The following is an 18,611-nucleotide window of genomic DNA, read 5'->3' as shown; positions in this document are numbered from 1 at the left end:
TTGTTGGGCTGGGGAGTTGTCCACAGGGTTGGTGGCGGACTCCGGGCCACTCCCGCGAAGCTCGACGCCATGGGGTGGGAGGCGATCGAGGGGCGACTGGGCCAACAGCACGGAGTGATCTCCCGACGGCAGGCGCTCGACCTGGGGCTGCGGCCGCACGACCTGGCCCGCCTCGTACGTAACCGCGTCTGGGCTCGCATCCTCCCGGGGGTCTACGTCGACCACACCGGCCCGGCCTCCTGGCTGCAGCGCGCCTGGGCCGGTGTGCTGCATTGCTCACCCGCGGCACTCGGAGGCTGGTCAGCACTCCGTGCCTACGCCGACGCCAGGAGGCAGCGCGGACCACTCGGCCCGGCGGGTGCCCTCGAGCGGATCGACCTCGTGGTGCCGCTCGCCAACAAGCGGGCACCGATCGACGGATACCGAGTGCTCCGTTCGGTTCGCTTCGAGCAGGATGTGGCTGCGACGGCCTGGCCGCCGCGGGTCCGGGTCACCGAGGCGACCCTCGACGTGGCGAGCGCGGCAGCCACTGATCATGCTGCGGTCGCCATCCTGGCCGACGTCTGCCAGGCACGCTGGACCACACCGGCGCGGCTCCTGGCCGCGCTCGACGGCCGAGCCCGGATCCGACGACGAGGCTGGTTGGCCTCCGTGCTGACCGACGTCGACCAAGGGACGTGCTCGGTGCTCGAGCATGCCTACCTGACCCGCGTGGAGCGCCCGCACCGGCTACCGACGGGCCGTCGACAGGTGCAGGACGCGACCTACCGGGTGTTTCGGGATGTCGTGTACGAGGACCAGTCCGTGATCGTGGAACTGGACGGCCGCCTCTTCCATGGGACCTCCGGCCAGCGTGAACGCGATCTGGAGCGGGACCTCGACGCCCGACTTGATGGCCGGGTCACGATCCGCCTGGGCTGGCGGCAGTGCACCGAGCGGGCCTGCTACACCGCGGGAAAGTTGGCGCAGATCCTGTACGACGCCGGCTGGCGGGGCGGCGCGCGGCCCTGTGGCCCCGGGTGTCCGGTCTGACCTGCAGCGTGGTGATCCGGCGAAACGAGCTCAGGCGTCGAGGGCCGTACGGGGACGGCGCCGGTCACGGCGACCGAGCAGCACCGCCAGTACGACACCGGCGACGGCGCCGAACAGGTGGCCTTCCCACGAGACGTCGGTCTGGGTGGGCAGGACACCCCACACGATGCTGCCGTAGACCAGGAAGACGACCACCGCGATCACCACGGCGGTGATCCTCCGGGCGACGAAGCCGTACACCACCAGGAAGGCGGTGTAGCCGTACACCAGGCCACTCGCTCCGACGTGCACGGTGTTGGGCGCTCCGACCAGCCACACCGCGGCCCCGCCGAGCACGGCGACCCCGATCGTGACAACCCAGAAATGTCGGGTCAACCAGGCCACCAGCAGGCCGAGCACGATGAACGTAGCGGTGTTGGCGACCAGGTGCTCGAACCCGGCGTGCAGCAGCGGCGCGGCGAGGATGCCGGGCAGTCCGTCCAGCTCACGCGGCTGGATCCCGTACTGGTCGAGTGCCCCACCGAGGACGGTGTCGACGATCTCCGACAACCACATCAGCACGACCAGGACGACCGGCGGCAGACTCCGCACCAGGGTGGCGCGGCGCAGCTCGGGCGTGACGACGGACATGCCCCCACGGTAGCCAGCCGACGCAATCACACCGGGTCACTTCCCGTGGGCACACCGGGTCACTTTCCGTGGGCACACCGGGTCACTTCCCGCGGGCTCCGGGGTCGGAGCCAGCAGGCCGTACGGCCACCGCGCCGGCCGGCTGCGGCGGCGTGGGAGTCTGTGCCCATGACCGACCGTGATCAGATCCTCGCCCTGGCCGACCGCCGGGCCACCGCGCTGGCCACCCGCGACGCCGACGCGCTGCGCGAGATGATGCATCCACAGTTGCGGTGGACCAGCTCCCGGGGTGTGGTGATGGACCGCGACACCTACGTCGCCACCAACACCGCCGGTGGAAGCCTGGTGTGGCGTGGCCAACGGATCAACGCCGCGGAGGTCTCGGTGGTGGGCGACACGGCAGTACTGGTGGCCGACGTCAGCGACGACGTGACCATCGACGGGGTCGAGCAGACGTTGCGGCTGCACCTCACCCAGACCTTCGTCCGGGTCGCCGACCGGTGGCAGTGCTTGGCGGGACACGCTGGCCCGCAGGTGCATCCGGGCTGACCCCGAAACAACCCCTGCCCCCATGGGCAGCCCTTGATCACCGAACCGTGAAGCGGCCGGTGGCGACCCTATACTTGCGCCGATCGCCCAAAATCGTCCAGGCACCCACGGGAGTTGGTCATGACGCAGAACCCTTGGGACTTCAGTGAGTACAGCGAGACCACTGCCCAAGGCAACGGCGGCGCCCACGGTGGCCAGCAGGCACCCCCACAGGCGCCGTTCGCGCCCGCCCAGCAGGGTGCCGGGGGGCCGCAGCAACCCCCCTTCGGCGGCCAGCCCGACTCCGGCGGCGTGTTCGGCGGCAACGTCCCGGGTGCCCCCAGCCCGGTCACCATGTTCGGTACGGAGGCCGAACCGCCACAGCAGTTGGTCACCTCCGCCCCACCGATCCACTGGCTCGCGGTCGCGGCCGGGTTGGCCGTCATCGGCATCGTGCTCGCGCTGGTGCTGGGTGGCCTGCCGCCCGTCGCGATCGTGGCCTGGGTGCTGGCCGGCCCCGTCGCGATCGGTGTGCTGGCGTTGTTCACCACCACCGACCTGAAGGCCCGCTCGGGTGCGGTGTACGCCGCCCAGGGCTGGGTCAAGCCGGCGTACTGGGTGGCACTGGTCCTCTGCTTCATCGGCACGATGGCGGCAGCCTGGAAGATCGCAGAATGGGTGGGACGCCTGTGAAGACCGCGAAGGGCCCGATGAGTCGGGTCATGGCCGGGTTGATGTTGCTCGGCCTGATCGTGTCGCTGGGCCTGTCGGGGCTGACGCCGAAGGCGCAGGCCGCCGGCGAAGGAGCGGTCGACGCGTACGGCGGCTGCATGGTGTCGCGCAAGGCCGGCGACCTGTTGATCATCATCGACGAGTCGCGCAGCCTGGACCAGAACGACCCCGAGAACGCCCGGGTCGCGGCGGCGAAGTACCTGTTGACCCAGCTCAACTCGTTCGCGACGCGTACCGAGGTCGTGCTCGACGTCAGTGTCGCCGGGTTCTCCGACAAGTACGTCGAGGCGCAGCCGTGGACCAAGCTCGACAAGCCGGGCCTGGACCGCACGCTCGCCACGGTGGAGAGCTTCACCACCCGTCCCAAGGGTTTCGAGACCGACTACTGGTGGGCGATGGAGGGTGCACGACGGACCCTCGCCGCGCACAACCCGGACGGCAATCGCTGTCAGGCGGTCGTCTGGATCACCGACGGCTCGCTGGACGTCGACTTCCGGGAGACCGACGAGGAACGCCGCAACTACGGCGAGACGAAGCCGTACCTGCCCGACCTGAAGCTGGACAGCGAGGAAGCCGCCCGACAGGCCGAGGCCGAGTCCGAGCGGCAGATCTGCCGTGACGGTGGCCTGACCGACCAGCTGCGGTCGTCCGGGGTGACGATCTTCGGCGTCGGGCTGCGGGGCGAGGAGCAACCCGACTACACGCTGATGCGGGCGATCGCGCTCGGCGGCGACCAGGGTGGCAAGCACTGCGGCAGGATCACCGAGCCGCCGGGCAGCTTCACCGAGGCCAGCAACATCGACGAGCTGCTGTTCGAGTTCGACAAGTTCTCCAACCCGTCCCAGCAGCGCAAGACCCAGCAGTCCGGAGTCTGTCAGGGCAAGCCGTGTCCCGAGCAGCGCCACACCTTCGTCCTCGACGACTCCGTGCAGTCGGTGCACGTGCTCGGCAGCTCCGACGTCGAGGGCTCCGAGGTCTACCTGGTGACCCCGGCCGACAAGGAGGTCAAGCTCGAGAAGAAGGCGGTCGGCGAAACGTCCACGATCGACGACCAGCAGGTCAAGATCAACTACTCGTGGCAGTCGGACAAGACGGTCGTGATCGACCTGGCCGCGACGACGGAGAAGGCCCAGGGCTGGTCCGGTCCGTGGTCGGTGGTGTTCGTCGACCCGACCGGCGAGTCGCCGGACGGTAAGTCGCGCACCTCGATCTCGATCTCCGGTGACGTCTACCCGACCTGGCCGGAAGCCGAGAACTCCGTGCTTCGGGCCGGCGACACCACCGAGGTCCAGCTCGGCCTGGTGAACGCCACCGGCGGCACCATCGACCCGGCCGGACTGCTCGGCACGGTCGCGCTGGACGCCACCTTGGAGACCCCCGACGGTCAGGAGGTCCAGCTCGGCACGGGACTCGACAAGAACGCCATCGCGGCCCCGCTCACCCTGGACCTGACCGACGTCCCGCCGGGTCAGGCGACGCTGTCGTTGCGACTCGCGATCACCACCGCTGACGCCAAGAACGCCAAGGGGGAAGTGGTCAAGGGCACTGCACTGGAGCCGCAGACCGTACGGATCCCGCTCGACATCCAGCCGCCCGCCGGGTTCCCGACACTGGGCAACCAGGTCAACTTCGGCACCTTCGAGGGCCGGGCCGAGAACGCCCCGGGTGAACTTGCCGTGAACGGGCCGGGATGTGTCTGGGTCGAGGGCAACGGCAACCCGAACGTGCTGGCCGGTCCCGAGGACATCGGCGAGGTGTCGATCAGCTCGACCCACAACTCCGCCGAGAACTGCCTGCAGGTCGAGGAGGGCCAGCAGGCGAACCTGCCGTTGGCGCTGACCACCACCGGGATGGACAACGGCACGCTGAACGCCGAGTTCACGATCAAGATCGCGCCGAAGGACGACCCGTCGAAGGTCCGCGACGCGACCGTGCAGAGCACCGCCAGCTTCGAGAAGCCGCTCAACCCGGTCAACTTCACCCTCACCCTGATCGTCGCCGCCATCCTCGGCCCGGGCATCCCGCTCGGCCTGCTGTACCTGATGAAGTACCTGACGGCGAAGATCCCCGGCCGCGCCCTGCTCGCCGAGGAGTACCCGGTGACGGTCGAGGCCGGACAGGTGCTGCGCGACGGGCAGCCGTTCGCACTGCGGGAGCGGGACCTGTCCAGCGGGATGGTGCCCTTGGCCAACAACGGTTCGCGTACGGCTCAGGCGTCCTCGGCGACCCTGCAGGCCAAGATGGGCGGTTCGCCGTTCGGGCAGGGGTACGTGGAGGTGCAGACTCCCGGCCGGATCGGCGCGTCGTCCAGCGACACCCGCCCGCACGGCAAGGACCTGGCGGCCCGATTGCCGCTCAACGTGCACAACCACTGGGTGCTGCTGCACGATCCGCAGGGTCCGCCGGAGGCGGCGACCTTGTTGCTGCTGGTCGGGGCCGACGCCCAGACCAGCACCCGGGAGAAGTTGGTGGACGACATCAACAGCCGGGTGCCCGACGTGCTGCCGGCGATCCGGTCCACCGCCGGGGTGCCGGCCGGCGGCGACGCCGGGCCCGGTGCTCCCTTCGGTGGTGGAGGTCCCGACCAGGGCGGCGCGCCCGGACCACAGCCGTTCGCGTTCGGTCCTGATCTTGGTCCCGGTGGGCAGCCGAATCCGTTCGGTGGTCCCGGTCCGCAGGGTGGGCAGGCGCCGTTCGGTGGTCCTGGCATGCCGGGACCGGGGCCGCAGGGTGGGCCGGGGGGGCAAGGGCCGGCACCGCACGGTGGCCCACAGTTCGGCGGTGCGCCGTCGGGTGCGTCCGCTGGATCAGCCGCGTCCGCTGCCGGCACCGCGGCGTCCGCGCCGTCGGCGAACCCGTTCGATCCGCCTCCGGGCGGAGGCGAGCAGCCGCCGCAGCCATGGGGTGGCGCGCCGCACCAGGCTGAAGCCCAGCAGCCCCAGCAGCAGGAACCCCAGTGGGGTGGACAGCCGCCGTCCGGTGATCAGCAGCCGCCGCCGCAGCAGGTACCGCAGCAGCAGTGGGGTGGCCAGCAGCCGGCGCCGCAGCAGGAACCGCCGCAGCCGCAGTGGGGTGGCCAGCCACAGGCTGAGCAGCAGCACCCGCCGCAGCAGCAGTGGGGTGGGCAGCCGCAGGGCGAGCAGCCGCCACCGCAGCAGTGGACTGACCAACAGCCTCAGCAGGGATGGGGCGGACCGCAGCAACCACAGGAGCAGTCGTGGGGTGGCGAGCAGCAACCGCAGCAGCCGCAGCAGCAGTGGGGCGGCGAGCAGCAACAGCCCCAGCAGCCGCAGCAGGGGTGGGGTGGCGAGCCACAGCCGCAGCCGCAGGAATCCCCGAACTGGGGCGCATCCCGCCCGTCGGACGGCGCACCGCCGGCCGAGCAGCCGGAGCAGCCCGGACCGGGCCAGTTCCGCCCGTCGGCGCCACCACCGGGGACCCAGATCACCAACCCGTTCGACACGGGAGACAATTCGGGTGGTGGCCGGTGATCGATCGACGTCGAGCTGTGGGTGCCACGTGACCCGCGGCGCCCCGAGAATGGGAACTTCGTCGAGCTCCGGCTGACCGAGGCCCCGGTCCGCTCACCGGCCCGGATCCGTACGACACGCACGGCCACGAACCAAGGACGCAAGGAACAAGGGAGACGAATCAGTGAGGCGATTTCTCGTAGTGGGCTGTGGTGGCTCCGGCGGGGCGACCCTGGCCTACATGATGGATCAGCTCACCTCCGACCTGGCGATCTGGGGCAAGTCGATCCCCAAGGGCTGGCAGTTCGTCCACCTGGACGTGCCCTCCGGCGAGGAGGCCGGTCCCGACGGTCTGGGCAACGTCCAGGTGCAGGGTGGCCGCTACCTCGGCCTCGGCCCGCAGTCGGGCAGCTACGGCGACCTCGACCACGCGCTGTCGCAGAAGCTGATCGGCGCCCGCGCACTCGAGACGCTCGCCACCTGGGCCCCCCGCGCCCCGCAGTCGGTGCCGACCCCGATCTCGGTCGGCGCCGGGCAGTACCGGGCGGTCGGTCGGGCGATCACGCTGGTCCGCGCCGGTGACGTCCGCCAGACCATCCAGGCCGCGTACGACGACCTGTTCCGCGTCGAGACCACCACCGAGATGACCCAGCTCGCCCAGGCCGCCGGCGGCCGGTTCGAGCCGAACGAACCGCCGATCGTGCTGGTCGTGTCGTCGATGGCGGGCGGCGCCGGCGCCTCGATGGCCCTCGACGTGTGCCGGCTGATGAGCCTGGCCGGGGTCGACCCGCGGATGATGGCGGTGTTCATGGTCAGCTCCGACATCTTCGACTCGCTGCCGGAGTCCGCCCGCACCGGTGTCCGCGCCAACGCGCTGGCGATGCTCGGCGAGATCGTCGCCAGCCAGTCCGGTGCCGCCCGCGCCCATGACGTCCAGGTGCTGTCGGCCCTCGGTCACCGCGACGGGGCCGGTGCCGAGGTGCCGTTTGCCCGCGTGTTCCCGGTCGGTCGCACCATCGGGGCCCAGCGCACCACCTTCGGCACCGGTCGGCCCGAGGCCATCTACCGCGGCCTGGCCCGCGGGCTGGCCGGGATGATGGTCTCGCCGGTCGCGACCGCCCAGTTCCAACAGTTCGACCTCGGCAACACCGGTTCGGTCTCGCCCGACCCGAAGTACTTCGGCTGGGGCGCCAACACCGATCCGCTGCCGTGGGGGTCGTTCGGCTTCGCCTCCCTCAGCATGGGCCGCGACCGGTACGCCGAATATGCCGCCCAGCGGCTCGCCCGCGGGTCGGTCGACCGGCTGCTCGACGGCCACCTGCAGCCGGGCAACCCGGCCTCCAGCCTCGAACAGCTGAACGTGCTGCTCGACTCGCAGTTCGGTCCGATCCTGTCCCAGATGGGGCTGCCGGTCGGTGGTGGCGGTAACCCGACCGCCGACATGGGCAACTGGATGACCGCGTCCGCGCTGCCGCGCCAGGCCGCCGAGGGGGCGGCCCGGTTCGTCACCGACAACGAGGTGTCGGGCTACATCCCCAACCCCGACGGCCAGCAGGCCTCGCAGTGGATGGTGATGTTGCAGCACCAGCTCAACTCCCGCCGCCACCCGCTCACCGAGGCGTGCAACGCGGCCGCGTACGAGTGGGCCTTCCGCTGGAAGGACGAACTGCTGGAACGGATCGAGGGCGTCACCGGGGAAGCGGTCACCCGGCTCGGGCTGCCGTACGCCGCCGCCGTGCTGGACCGGCTGTCGGTGCACCTGCGGGAGTACGTGATCCCGGGGGCCGAGTCGCTGGCCGAGCACACCCCGCCCGACATCGTCGCGCTGCCACCACAGGTGCAGCAGACCATGGCCGGGGTGAAGGGTGTGGTGTCCAACGGGGCCCAGATCCACGAGATGATCACCTCGGGCATCCGCGGTCACGCCCGCACCCAGATCTACGCCCACGCCTCCGGGCTGGTGTCGCGGGTGCTGCAGGGGTTGCTGTCGGAAGTGCTGCCGACCATGATCAACTCGCTGAAGGACACCCAGCGACTGCTGGAGAACGCCCGCGCCTCCGACGTCCGCCACGACGGTCTGGCCCGGCTCGCCACCGACCAGTACGGGGCGTGGCCGTCCGACGCCGACTCCCAGGTGCCGAGCCGGTTCGACGAGGCCAACAACGAGGTGCTGCTGACCACCTCGCGGCAGTTCATGAACCAGTTCGTCGCCGACGTGCAGCGTGCGATCACCGACGGCCCGCAGAACCTGGCCGGTGCCAGGGAGGCCGTGATCAGCTCGGTGGTCTCCGGGTTGTGGCAGACCACCGGCGGCGAACAGGCCCCCGGTGGGCTGGTCGAGCGGACCAGCGACTGGCGGCCGCGCGCGTTCGCGTTCGACCCGTCGACCGGCGACTCGATCGTGCCGTCGCAGTCGCGCTACGACTTCCACGTCCGACCCGCCGAGTTGCTCACCCGGGCGCGGATGTTCGTCGGCCGTCGCGGCGAGTCGTTCGACCGGTTCACCTCGGTCTCGCTGCGTGACTTCGTGATGGGGGTCGACGCCCGCGAGTCGGAGAAGGCGCAGCGCGTCACCGACCTGGCGAGCAAGTTCTCCCAGACCCTGGCGTTGGCGCAGCCGCTGATCGGGGTGAACGACAAGGCCGTGCAGACCCTCCACGGTCGCGGTGTGGAGTACCGCTACAAGTTCTCCCAGATCCCGTTCGCCGACCTGCCGATCGTCGCCGACCTGCGCAAGGTGCTCGAGGGCAACCCGCTGATCGACTCGTCGTCGATGACCAACCTCAACAAGGCGCTGTCCGACCAGGGCGACCCGCGGCGGGTCGACGTGTTCGGCTCCTACCCGCTCTACTCGCCGCTGGCGTTCGAGTCGGTGCTGAAGCCGGTCGGCGTGCAGTGGGGGTCGACCCCGCCGGCCGGTCGGGCCGGCTTCTGGACGTACCGCCGTGCCCGCCCGCTGAATGCGAGCCTGCCGATGGGCGACACCGAGCGGCAGGCGATGGTGGCCGGCTGGTTCCTCGGCCAGGTGCTGGGCGAGATCCGGCTGCCGGACTCGCCGTACAACCGGCCGGTCGAGATCTGGGACCGTGAGGCCGGCAACTGGTCGTCGTTCCCGCACCCACTGCTCACCCCGCCCGGGGCGTTCAAGGCCACCTACGACTGGCTGCCGGCGGTGCTGGAGTCGGTGATGTTGGCGCAGACGCAGATCCACGAGGCCCCGGTGATGGGCTCGCTGCGGCCGTACGTGCTGCTCCGGGAGCTGTACGACTCGAACCCGCTCGGGGTGTCGACCGGCATCCTCGACAAGGAGGCCGAACGGCGCCTCACCGAATGGTTCCGCAGTGGCCGGACCGCCTCGGGCCAGCCGTCACGGGTGCCCTCGATCGCGGCCGCGACCACCATCGAGGAGCGCGCCACCGCGACCCGCGAATGGCTGACGGTGATCAAGGACCTGGCCGGTGTGCACTTCCTGCCGGCCGGTCGCGACGGTGCCCCCGGTGGTGGCAGCTTCTCCGAGATCACCACCCGCGACCAGGCGTCGCAGACCCCGATCTTCCGGGACCTCGCACCCGACATCTGGCACGTGATGCGGTCGTTGTTGCAGATCGTCGACACCGCCGAGGAGCGCGCCAAGCAGGTCGAGCAGCCCAAGCAGTCGCTGGGCGGGACGCCGCAGTCGACCACCATCGAGATGCCGGACGGCGGGGTGTTCTGAGCGTGACTGCGCTGACCGTCCTGGTGGCCCCGCCCGGGGTGATGAACGGGGTCCGAGACGCGCTGACCGACTGGTCAGCGGTCGGGTTGTGCAACCCGTTCGCCTGGGTCGACGCCGCGACGGTGCAACCGAACCTGGTGCCCTGCCTGGGGGTCCACGACGGTAGGTCGTACGGGAGTGGGCTGCAGCAGGTGCTGTCGTCCAGCCGCTACGCCCGGGTCCGGATCTGTGTGCTGGTGCCGCTGGTCGACGACGCGGAGCCGGTGTCGGCCGCGGTCGAGTCGCAGGTCGCCCAGTTGGTGCTGGGCAACGCCCAGGCGCGGGTCGAGCTGGTCCGGTTGCTGATCGCCCGACCGGACGCCGCGACCCGCCACGAGGTCGCCCGCGAGGGCTGGCACAACATTCTGCTCAGCCCCGAGGACAGTCGCGGCCCCGGCCTGGGGCGGCAGGTGCTGAGCAGCAGCAGCGACGTGCTCGCCGTCGGAGCCCACGCCGCGGCCGGGGTCGCCGGCCTGACCGGCCTGTGGCGGCAGGTGCCCGAGGCGCCGCTAGACGACACCAACCCGCCACCGGGCCGTACCGTCCGACTGGCTCGCTCGTTCGTCCGCGGTTACAGCGCCGAGGGTGTCGAGCAGGCCGTACGCAACGGGGTGCTGTCGACCGCGGACGGGTTGCCGGTGCCGCGGCAGTCGTCGGCGCAGGCGTTGTACGCCGAGGACGTGCAGTTGGCGACCTCCAACATGGCCAACGCGCTGTGGAGCAAGCACCGGTCGGTGCTTCGTGGTCCGCGCGCCACCATGAAGGCCGAGGTGGCCAAGGAGGTTGGTGGCGGCAAGGCGTTCACGATGATGCTCGGGTTCTTGTGGAACTCGATCAAGATGTCGCCGAACCGCTGGTACAGCTCGGTCGTCCACACCGTGTCGTCCGCCACTGCGAAGGTGACCCACGAGCTGGTGTTCGGGGCGGCGCCCTCGTCGTACAAGGTCGTCGTGGGCGGGGTCCGGGCCGACGGCAACCCGGCCGGCTGGGAGGACCTGGCGCTCGCGTCGAGCGAGATGTCGGAACTGCTCAACCGTGGCGCGCCACAGGAGGAGACCCGGCACGACCTGTCGCTGGTGGTGAAGGACTACGTCGCCGGGGCGCTCACCCTGGCCGACGCCGGTGACCATGCCAACGGGCTGCCGCCGATCCAGATCGGCCCCGACCGGGCCGTGCTGCGTGACCCGTCCGACTGTGCGCCCGGCCCGCAGGACACCCTGCAGCTGCCGGCACAGCTGGCCGAGCAACTGGGCACCGACCGGCTGCACCCCGCCGACATCCTCGGTACGGCGATGACGCGGACCAGGCTCGGTGAGGCCTCGCGGAACCAGCACCTGGCGGTGGAGGCCGACCGGGTCGACGCCGAGATCCAGGGCTGGCAGCAGCGGTTCGCCCGCTCGTACCCGGTCCAAGTCGGCAACACGCTGGTGTCGCAGATCCAGCACACCGCCGGCGAGGTCCGCGGCCTGCTGCAGAACATCCAGGCCGCAGCTGCCGTACCGGACCTGAGTGGGGAGATCCAGGCCAAACAGGAACGGCTGGCGCTGACCATGCGGATCCTGCTGATCGCGTTCCTGGTGTTCGTCGGGTTCGACGTCGTCGCGGTGATCCAGGGCTGGATCGCCTGGGACATCGCGCTCTACATCGGGTTGGGCATCTTCGCGGTGTGGGCGGTGCTGACCGGCGGCCTGTTCTTCACCGGGCAACGAGCCCTGTTCGGCGAGCTGCACCGACGACAGATCGCGACCAACCAGGCCGAGGTGAACCGGGAGAACCTGCGGCACGCCAGCAACGACCTGAAACGGCAGACCGAGCTGTACTCGCACTACCTCGAGTGGAGCCGGGTCGCCGGTGCCGTGGTGGCTCGCCCGTTCGGCGAGCCGCCGCAGGCCGACGCCGACCTCGAGCCGATCAGCGACGGGCTGCCGATGGCGGCCCGGTTCGGGGTCGCCGAGGTGCAACCCGAGCAGGTGTCGCGGGCGGTCGTCACGATCCGTCGCGACCTGTACCGGATCGGCTGGCTCACCATGCCGTGGGAGCAGGCACTGCGTGAGGCCGGGGCCCGGATCGGGCCGGAGGGCTACGAGGTGTCGGAGCGGCCGGACCGCCTGTTCGGCATGCCGCCGGGACCGAACTCGCTGCTGACCCGCTGGGCGAACGTGCTGGAACGGGAGGGCACCGGGCCGGGTGCCGGCGACCAGGTGTGGACGTACGTGGTGTCGACCTTCGACGGCCAGCAGGCCGAACTGAAGCGGTCCCTGGTCACCAGCGTGCGCGGTGCCGACCCGTCGGCCGGGCCACAGCAGATGGCCGACTTCCTCGCCAACCTCGACCTGCCCGACGACCGGCTCGGCCCGCAGGCGTTCGACACCGCGGTGCTCGCGGTGCACGCCCGGATGGGGTCCCGGTCGCGGGTCAGTCAGAACTGGCGGCGGACCGCGGGTGACGGGCTGGCCCGGCTGACGGTGCTGGTGCAGTTGGGTGACGGGTTCCCCGACTACGAGCTCGCGATCCTGGAGCAGGCGATCCCGGAGCAGACCCGTACCGAGACCAAGTTGGGCAGCGACGACGCCCAGTGGACGTTCTGATCGGGCATCGAGGAGGAGGCAGTACGCGTGAACGACGGTCGAGATGACGCCGAGGGAGCGCTGGCGCGGCTGAAGTCGTGGCGGTCCGCGGAGGCCGCGGCCAACCGGCCCGGCATCCAGGCGCTGCGCGACATCCATCTGTCGATGGTGGCGCGGTCGGGCCGTCGGACGGCCCCGGCGATCGCCGAGGTGCTCCCGGAGTCGCTGAAGCCGTTCGCCGAGCCGATGGCGCGGGCACTCGCCGCCCCGCAGGCCTCCAACGGGGCACCGCCGCGACCGGCCGGACCGCCGCCCGGGCAGGGCGGCCCACCGCGCGGGATGCCGGGGCAGCCCGGCCAACCCGGCGCGTACGGTCAGGGCACGCACTACGCCCAGCCGGGCCATCCGGGACAGCCACGACCGCAGGGCCACCCGGGCCAGCCCGGTGTGGGGCAGCGTCCGCCACAGGGGCAGCCCGGACAGCAACGGCCCGGCGGACCGCCGCCCGGTCGGCCCCCGCACTCGGCCACGTCGGCCTGGCCCCCACACTCGGCCGCGTCGGCCGGGCCGCCGCAGTCCGCAGCGTCGGGCAGCCATCCCGGGTCGGCGACCTCGGCACTGCACCCGGCATCGGCCGCCTCGGCCGCGTACCCGCACAGTGCCGCCTCGGCCACCACCGGGCACCAGGCCAACGTGCCGCCGCCGAAGGAGACCGAGGAGGCCCGGCAGGAACGGCTCGGCTTCGAATGGGCCAAGTTCGCCCCGATCGACTTCACCGGTCCGCCGGCCGAGGGCGGTCGGATCCAGGCCGCCGCGGCGCCGGGTGGCGGCATCCGGTTGCGCTGGGACGCCCCGTCGGCCGACGCGGAAGGCGGCGAGGCCGCGTACGTGGTGTACCGGGTGGTGTCGGGTGACGACTACGCGCCGTACGACCCGCAGAACGCCGACTTCGTCGAACTGACCCAGCAGACCTCCTGTGTCGACGACCGCCGGTTCCGGGCGGCGATCCGCTACCTGCAGGTGTGGCGCAACAGCGGCGCGACGCAGGAGGAGGCGTACGCGAACCAGCCGGTGCTGCAGGCCGTGCTGCCGGTGGTCGCCCCGATCACCGACCTCGACCTGCGCGAGGACGAGGGGCGGGTGATCGGCCAGTGGTCGACCTTCCCCGGCATCAAGCGGGTGCAGGTGTACCGGATCCCGATCGAGCGGGCCCAGTCCGGGTTCGGCGACCCGGCGTACCGGATCCTGGCCAACGACGCGAACTTGGGCGGTTTCGTCGACCACGAGGCACAACGCGGCAAGCGGTACGTCTACCAGTTCTTCTGCGAGGCCGAGCACGACGGACTGATCCGGCTGTCGGCGCCGACCACCAAGAACCTGCTGGTCTCGGCGGTGCTGGAGCCGGTCGCGGACCTGGCGATCGAGCTCGACGACGACCCCGACGACCCGCAGTTCGACCTGACCTGGACCAGCCCGCCGGCCGGTCGGGTGCTGATCTTCCGCACCGAGACCGGGCCCCGGGCCGGGGCGGCCGCCCAGGTGCAGCCCGAGTCGGTGCTGCCACAGATGAACCTGGCCGACGAGTCGAAGTTGGCCCACCCCGTCGTGCACGAGGGCGATCAGGCCGCGATGCGGAGTGTGCCGTGGCCGCGCGGCTGGGTGCGGACCTACTTCACCGCCGTCACGGTGCTGGACGGCAAGGTGCAGGTCGGCGCGACCATCCCGGCGGTCCGCACGATGAGCGTCAGCGACCCGGTGATCGTGGAGCGGACCCACACCCAGGTGCTGAAGTTCGGCTGGCCGCGTGGTGCCGCGGAGGTGTCGGTGTTCCTCGGCGCGAAGGACCAGCCTGCCTCGGAGCTGATCGACACCGCGCAGCGGATGGACATCTCGGCCCGGGAGTACGAACGGCTCGGCGGCATGCACTTCGCCAAGCCGTTGCCGACGCCGGGTTGCTCGGTGCACATGGTCGGGGTGTCCTACAGCGCCGGCGAGCGGATCGAGAGTTCGCCGGTCTCGGTGCAGTACGACGGCCTGCTGCGGTTGAACTACATGATCGAGCAGCGCAAGGGACTGCTCAACCGTGGCCTGCCCGTGCTGACCCTGCGGATCGCCTCGGAGATCAAGCTGCCGCACGCGCCGCCGTTCATGTTGGTCTACAACGCCGACCGGTTGCCGCTCGAGATCAACGACGGCGAACCGGTCGACGTGGTGCTCGACGACGGCTCGGCGACCCTGCCGGTCCGCCGGTTCGTCCCGTCCGGGTTGAGCCCGGAGTGGTCCCAGCAGGTGTGGAACGCGACCCCACGGGCGCCCGGTTTCGTCCGGCTGTTCCTGGACCTGCCGGCGGAGCGGCTGATGACGATCGCGCTGCTGGACCCCGACATCAACACGCTGATCGTGCGGGGTTGATCATGACGAACCAGCCGCCGCCGCACCCCGGGCAGCCCCCGAGCGACAACCAGCCGAACCAGCCGAACCAGCCGAACCAGCCGCCGGCCCCGCCGCCGGGGCCCGGGCAGCCGTACCAGCCGGGCCCGCCACACCCGGGGCAGCCCTCGTACGGGCAGCCCTCGTACGGGCAGCCCTCGTACGGGCAGCAGCCGTACGGCGGGCATCAGCCGTACCCGGGTCAGCAGCCGCACGGCGGACCGCAGCCGTACCAAGGACAATCGCCGCAGTACCCGGGCCAGCAGCCGTACCACGGCGGGTCGCCACAGCCCGTGCCGGTCTCCGGGCAGTCGCCCCACCCGCCGTACGAGGGCACACCGGGACAGCCGGGCCCGGCTGCGCAGCCACCGCCGGCCCCCTCGCCGGAGGCGATGTTCGGCCCACCGCCGGTGTCCACGGAGCCGTCGTACGACGCGTACCCGGCACCGGCCGGTGGTCCGGTCGAGCAGCCGGCCCAGGACGCGACCTTCGGGCTCGCCTCCTACGGTGACGCCGCCCCGGCGGAGTACGGCGGCGACCCGTTCGGCAACTTCCCCGGCGCCCCGGCCTCGGCCGGCGGCCAGGAGTTCGGGCTCGGTCAGGAGTACGGCGGCCAGGAGTACGGCGTCTCGACAGGCTCGACGGGCGGATTCGGCGACCAGACCGGCGGGTTCGGCGACCAGCAGTTCGGGCTGGAACCGCAGGACGAGTCCGGGTTCGCGTACGGGGACAGCCCGTTCGGCGACGCGGGGGCCTTCGGGGATGCGGGGGCCTTCGGGCACGCCCGGCCGACACCGACCGCGGCCGTCCGGCGTGTCACCGACGGCGCACCCCGGTTCGCGCAACTGACCTACACCTCGTACGACCCGGCCGGCCAGCGTGGCGGCTGGCAGGTGAAGGAGTCGGTCGGCGACCTCGACGAGGCCGAGACCGCACTGCTGCGCGACGCCGTACAGACCCAGTTCGACACCGGGGTCGAGGTGCCCAAGTTTCCGACACCGGAGGACATCGCCGGGCTGCCGCGTCGGATGGTCCGGGCGCCGCTCGGCGAGGTCGGGGCCGCGATCTGGCACACCGCCCCGGCCGGCACCGACGCCTCCGGGCGTCCCGGCAACGTGTTCGCCCACATGCTGCTGGACCGTGACCGGCACGACCCGACGCCGAGCTGGCGGCCGATCGACCTGTGGCGCAGCCCCGACTGGCGGACCCCGTTCGGTGCCGACGACGTCCGGGAGGCGATCCTGCCCGGCCACGATCCCCGACCCGGTGAGGCGATCACCCTGGCCGGCGTGGTCGACCTGCTGACCGACACCACCCAGCTGCAGATCGCCACCTTCTCGGTGCTGCTCGACGCCTGCCGGGCCGCGATGGCCGGTGGCCCCGGGGTGGTGCTGTTGGTCGCCGACGTCGACCGGGCCGCCTCCTGGGTGGCCGCGATCAGCCACGTGATGGCGCCGATCGGTGCCCGCGACTTCTTCTTCTCCACCCTCGAACGGGCCACCGGCCTGGCCGGCGTGTTCGGCCGCGGGGTGCATCTGGCCTGCTTACCGGCCGCCGACGGACCGACCGTGGTCCGCGACCGGACGGCCCGGTACGTGGTGATCGACGAGTCCGAGACCGTCGGGCTCGGCGACTTCGGCGGCGGACCCCACCGGACCGCCGCCGGGGACCAGATCGAGGTGACCCCGTGGTCGGGACTGGTGCAGGCGGTCAGCGCCACCCGCCGGCAGGCCGAACAGGCCCTCGGCGCGATCGACCCACTCGTCGAACGGGTCGGTGACGCCGCGGCGGCCGACCCGCTGTGGGCGCTGTCGCTGGTGGTCGCCCAGGCCGAGGCCGACTTCCCCGAGGGCCTCGACGAGGCCGCCGCCATCCTCGCCGCCGGGGCGCCACCATCGGTCGCCGAGGACGAGCAGCTCGCCGCGACCGTCGAGCACCTGATCAGCGCCAACCTGGGCAGCACCACCGCCGACGCGTGGCACGCCTGCCGACCGGACGCCATCACCGCGGCCACCAGTCCGAACCCGGTGGTCGCTCGGCTGTACGTCCGACGCGCGGTCACCGACCTGGAGTGGCTCACCCGGGCCGAGCCGGTGCCCGTACCGGAGATCGTGCCTGCCGACGGTGGCCCCGCCGCGCCGATCGACCTGGCCGACGACGAGGAGGTGCGCGACCGGGCCCGTACGATGGCCTCCGACCTGCGCGACATGGCCGCCGCCGATCCCCGGACGGTCGCGGTCGCCACGATCCGGCTGGCCGACCTGACCGGGGCGGTCGGGCTGCGTGACCCCGAACTCGACCAGGTGCTGCGACAGCTCGTGGTCAGCAGCGTGATGCCCGCATTGGCCCGCGACACCGACGGTGTGATCGCTGCCGTCGGCTCGATCGGGGAGTACCCGCGCGACCTGCTGCTCGGCAACCTGCACGACGACACCTCCTGGACCGGGGGACAGGTGGGGCAGCGACTGCCGCGCGGCCTGCTGCGCTGGCTGTTCCCGACCGGCGTGTCGGCCGAGCTGCCGACCGGGGTCGAGCTCGACCAGGAGACCCGGCTGCGTGGGGAGGTCGCAGCGCAGCTGGCCGCCGCCATGCCGACGATGCGGCCACTGGCGCTGTGGGTGATGCTGGCCGAAGGGGCGAGTGCCGACCAGCTCCGGCCGTACCTCGACGAACCGTGGCCGGTCACCGAACTGGAACGGCTGCAGTCGACCTTCGGCGACCGGTTCCCGGCGCAGGCGTGGCTGGCCACGCTCAAGGCGGCACCGGACTCGCCCGAACTGACCCGGATCTGTCAGCAGCTCAGCGGCTCGAGCTGGCAGGCGACCGGACCGTCGATGGCCGGGACCCCGGTCGGCGCCATCGCGGCGTTGCGGGTGCTGCAGCCCGGCTGGTCACGGCTCGGGCACAAGCAGGAGGCCGTCGGGATCGCGATCGACGGCGCCGCCGCCGGCCAACTCGTGCCGGCCGTCCCGTTCAGCCCCGACATCGGACGCGACATCCAACTTGCGGTGGTGCTCGCGATCGCCGACCCGGGACTGGTCACCGGGTACGAGCAGGAGCAGCGGCTCGAGTCGTTGCGGCCGCTGTTCGACGAACAGCGGTTGCGGCTCGACACCGGGTTCGCCGAGGAGGTGGCGGCGCACGTGGCCGGGATGGACATCGCCGCGTTCGTCACCCGGCTGGCCCGCAGCGACGCCCGGTTCGGGGTGATGGTGACCGGGCCGGACACCCGCATCGCTTGGCTGGAACACATCCGGGTCGACACCGCCCGGGTGCTGCGTGCCGCGGCCCGCAAGGTGTTGAAGGGGCGTGAGCACCCCAATCGCGACGAGCTGAAGGACGCGATCCGCCAGGGTATTGCCGGCGGTCGCGGTGACGGTCGCCTGGTCACCGAATGGTTGAACGAGTTGCTCGGCCCCGAGGAACCCCGACGTCGCGGCTTCTTCGGCGGGGGACAATGACCATGAC

9 protein-coding genes are annotated in these 18,611 nt (G+C 71.5%); 8 read left to right on the top strand and 1 reads right to left on the bottom strand.

Annotated features, from left to right (window positions below; all coding sequences use genetic code 11):
• The first annotated feature begins 69 nt into the window (after nucleotides 1–69).
• Nucleotides 70–1,032, top strand: coding sequence for a hypothetical protein (locus tag ACQBAU_RS15965; protein ID WP_465255659.1), 963 nt, complete (start codon nucleotides 70–72; stop codon nucleotides 1,030–1,032).
• Between the two features lie 30 nt (nucleotides 1,033–1,062).
• Here ACQBAU_RS15965 and ACQBAU_RS15960 read toward each other — a convergent pair whose 3' ends face one another.
• Nucleotides 1,063–1,662 carry a rhomboid family intramembrane serine protease gene (locus ACQBAU_RS15960; RefSeq protein ID WP_465255660.1) on the bottom strand — a complete coding sequence of 200 codons (600 nt, stop codon included), beginning with the start codon at nucleotides 1,660–1,662 and terminating at the stop codon, nucleotides 1,063–1,065.
• Nucleotides 1,663–1,830: 168 nt separating this feature from the next.
• Between ACQBAU_RS15960 and ACQBAU_RS15955 the strand changes: the two genes are divergently transcribed.
• From ACQBAU_RS15955 to ACQBAU_RS15925, 7 genes are all read left to right on the top strand, one after another.
• Entirely contained in the window at nucleotides 1,831–2,211 is a 381-nt protein-coding gene (locus ACQBAU_RS15955; RefSeq protein WP_465255661.1) for a nuclear transport factor 2 family protein, read from the top strand.
• A gap of 120 nt (nucleotides 2,212–2,331) precedes the next feature.
• Entirely contained in the window at nucleotides 2,332–2,883 is a 552-nt protein-coding gene (locus ACQBAU_RS15950) for a hypothetical protein (protein WP_434548082.1), read from the top strand.
• A gap of 17 nt (nucleotides 2,884–2,900) precedes the next feature.
• Nucleotides 2,901–6,413: a vWA domain-containing protein gene (locus ACQBAU_RS15945; protein WP_465255662.1), complete on the top strand. Its 3,513-nt coding sequence runs from the start codon at nucleotides 2,901–2,903 to the stop codon at nucleotides 6,411–6,413.
• A gap of 220 nt (nucleotides 6,414–6,633) precedes the next feature.
• Nucleotides 6,634–10,107, top strand: coding sequence for a tubulin-like doman-containing protein (locus ACQBAU_RS15940; protein WP_465259375.1), 3,474 nt, complete (start codon nucleotides 6,634–6,636; stop codon nucleotides 10,105–10,107).
• Nucleotides 10,108–10,109: 2 nt separating this feature from the next.
• A complete protein-coding gene (locus ACQBAU_RS15935; protein ID WP_465255663.1) occupies nucleotides 10,110–12,734 on the top strand; it encodes a hypothetical protein in 2,625 nt (874 codons plus the stop codon).
• Between the two features lie 27 nt (nucleotides 12,735–12,761).
• Nucleotides 12,762–15,125 carry a SaeA-related protein gene (locus tag ACQBAU_RS15930; RefSeq protein WP_465255664.1) on the top strand — a complete coding sequence of 788 codons (2,364 nt, stop codon included), beginning with the start codon at nucleotides 12,762–12,764 and terminating at the stop codon, nucleotides 15,123–15,125.
• A gap of 2 nt (nucleotides 15,126–15,127) precedes the next feature.
• On the top strand, nucleotides 15,128–18,604 hold the full coding sequence (locus ACQBAU_RS15925) for a GAP1-N2 domain-containing protein (RefSeq protein ID WP_465255665.1): 3,477 nt from the start codon (nucleotides 15,128–15,130) through the stop codon (nucleotides 18,602–18,604).
• Nucleotides 18,605–18,611 lie beyond the last annotated feature (7 nt).

It is taken from the genome of Carbonicoccus niuqiaonis (assembly GCF_050157065.1).
GTDB lineage: Bacteria > Actinomycetota > Actinomycetes > Propionibacteriales > Propionibacteriaceae > Avipropionibacterium.
This window is presented reverse-complemented; position numbering and strand designations above follow the sequence as displayed.